At 45.7% G+C, this 2502-nt stretch carries 2 protein-coding genes; one reads left to right on the forward strand and one right to left on the reverse strand.

The annotated features are described in order from the left end of the window. Positions 1–1068, reverse strand: a 1068-nt coding sequence (locus H6S82_RS28760; RefSeq protein WP_191057140.1) for a hypothetical protein, incomplete at its 3' end; no start/stop codon positions are given. 173 nt (positions 1069–1241) lie between these two features. On the opposite strand from H6S82_RS28760, the gene H6S82_RS28765 reads away from it, so the two are divergent. Further along, on the forward strand, positions 1242–2414 hold the full coding sequence (locus H6S82_RS28765) for an esterase-like activity of phytase family protein (RefSeq protein WP_322111877.1): 1173 nt from the start codon (positions 1242–1244) through the stop codon (positions 2412–2414). Positions 2415–2502 lie beyond the last annotated feature (88 nt).

The following is a 2502-nucleotide window of genomic DNA, read 5'->3' on the forward strand; positions in this document are numbered from 1 at the left end:
TAAATAATCAGCCTGCACAAGGACTTGATAAGTTTCCAAAGCAGCGTTTATTTGCTTCTGAGAGCGTTGCAGTGCGACTAACTTCCGCAGCGCATCGCCTGCGGCAGCATACTGTTGAATTGACCAAGCAAAGGCGTATGCTTCTTGATAATTTTGTGTGGCTTGTTCCAGGCGACCGACTGCTTCGTAAGCTGACCCTATTTCCAATTGAATAGCCGGAATTTGGACGAAATCTTGTTGGTTGCGGTAAAATTCAATTAATTCCTGCTTTATCTTAATGGATTTTTCAATTTGGTTATCTTTGCCGTAAAGATATGCCAGTACTTTGAGATAATTAACTTGCTTGGTGCGATCGCCTGCCTGTTGTGCGAAATTTACTAATTCTTGATAAGCGCTTATCGCCTTCGCGTAATCAAACCAACTTAAACTCAATTCGCCAATTTTCAATAGCAGCGCTTCTTCTTGAACTTTATTGCCTTGCTGCCGCATTGCTGCTAAAATTTGTTCGTAAACCTTGACAGACCAGTCAGGCGCTCTGACTTGCTCGAATGCAGCAGCGAGCGATCGCAACAAATCCAACTCCACTGGCGGCTTCAATTGTGTTTGCTGAATCGTTTGCAGCCTTTTTGTGATATACTGCACATCTTCGCTGAGATTTCTCTCCCAAGCAATTCCGCCAACGCGACTCAGCGCTTGCACTTCCGGCAACAATCCCAAATATCGCCGCAATCGCAATTCGCGATACCATGTTTCCAACGCGCCCTTTTCGTCGTTAGCTTGTAATTTGGCAGCAGCTTCGGCATTTAATCGATCCAATGCAGTTGCTAAAGTTGCCAGTTCTGCCTGAGTCAGAGGTCGTTTATCTCTGCCAGAACGAGGTATCAACGGATCGCGAACTCTGATTTCCAACGGATTGGGAGGAAATTGATTTGGGTTGGGCTTTTTATTACTATTGTTATTATTGTTATCGGCGGCTATGGCTGGGTAAGTGATGCCCACGCACAACACCGAAGAAAACAAAAGCGGGGGAAGAGAAACTTGGAGTTTTAGCTGTTTGCGATTGGGCATATAAAAGGGGCTAGGGGTTAGGGGCTAGGGGTTAGGGAACAGGGAACAGGGTTAGCGAGTAAAGGATAGAAAGACTAGAGGGAAGATTTGAAGTTGTCCTAACCGACTTGGCGGTTGCTATATATTAAAATTTGAAATCTCAAATCTAAAATTTGAAATTTCAGGAGAGGTTGGTGAACAAAAGCTTACAAAGACTATTATTAGTTTTAGCAGCAGGGCTACTGAGTTTGCTCTCTGCTTGTAGTTTGCCGCAAGTCAGCGCCCAACAGCGCACTTTTCTCAACTTATCCCTAGAATTTTTGGGACAGTACCAGCTACCCAAGCAAAAGTTTCAAGGTACGCCAGTTGGCGGATTGTCGGCGCTAGCATACGATCGCCGGATCGATCGCTTTTACGCCCTTTCCGACGACCAAAGCGTATTCGCTCCAGCTCGTTTTTACACCCTTAAGCTCTCTCTTGGCAACACTGGTATCCAAAACGTACAAGTAGAAAAGGTCACTTTCCTCAAAGGACAAGACGGACAACCTTTTCCCAAATACACTATAGATCCAGAAGGAATCGCCCTTTCTCCCCAACGAACCGTATTTATTTCCAGCGAAGGTGTCGCCAGAAACAGCGTCCCCCCTTCCGTCGGTGAATTCGATTTGCAAACAGGACGTTTGCGCCAAAAATTCGCCATCCCGCAGCGCTACATCCCCGATGCTAACGGAGACAAGCAACAGCGAGGCGTTCCAGAGAACTTGGGATTTGAAGCTCTCACACTCAATCCTACCGGATCTACACCAGCTAGCGGCGAACCAATTCGCTTATTTACAGCTACAGAATCGGCGCTCGTACAAGACCGCGATCCAGTACAATTAGACGATCGCGGCAATCCCAAACTGCAACCTATTAAATGCCGTCTGCTACACTACTTAGTGAGCGATCGCGCCCCCATTCCCATTTCCGAACATCTTTATCAGCTATCGCCACCTCCACCAGGCGCTCAATTTCATGGTTTAGTGGAATTGCTGGCAATAGACCAAGGCGGACATTTTCTTAGTGTAGAGCGTTCTTTCGGTATTTTTGGTAACGATATTCGCATTTTTCAAATCGCGACTGGCGCAGCCACCGATACTTCCCGTATTGTGACATTAAAAGGGGAACTGCGGGCGATCGATCCGATTAAGAAAAAGTTACTTTTGGATTTGAAAGAACTTGGGATTAGTTTGGATAATATCGAGGGAATCACATTTGGCCCTCGTTTCCCCGACGGCAGTCAAAGTTTGATTTTAGTAAGCGATGATAATTTTAACGAGAAGCAAGTAACGCAGTTTCTCTTGTTTCGTCTTAAAGGCGGACGTTGACGATTTTACTTTAACGCCAAAGTCGCAAAAGAAAGTCACTCATTTAAACGCAAAAGCCGTAGCGCTTTATATCATGTCCGGTAGCATC

This window comes from Planktothrix sp. FACHB-1355 (assembly GCF_014748295.1).
GTDB classification, from domain to species: Bacteria; Cyanobacteriota; Cyanobacteriia; order Cyanobacteriales; family Aerosakkonemataceae; genus Aerosakkonema; species Aerosakkonema funiforme_A.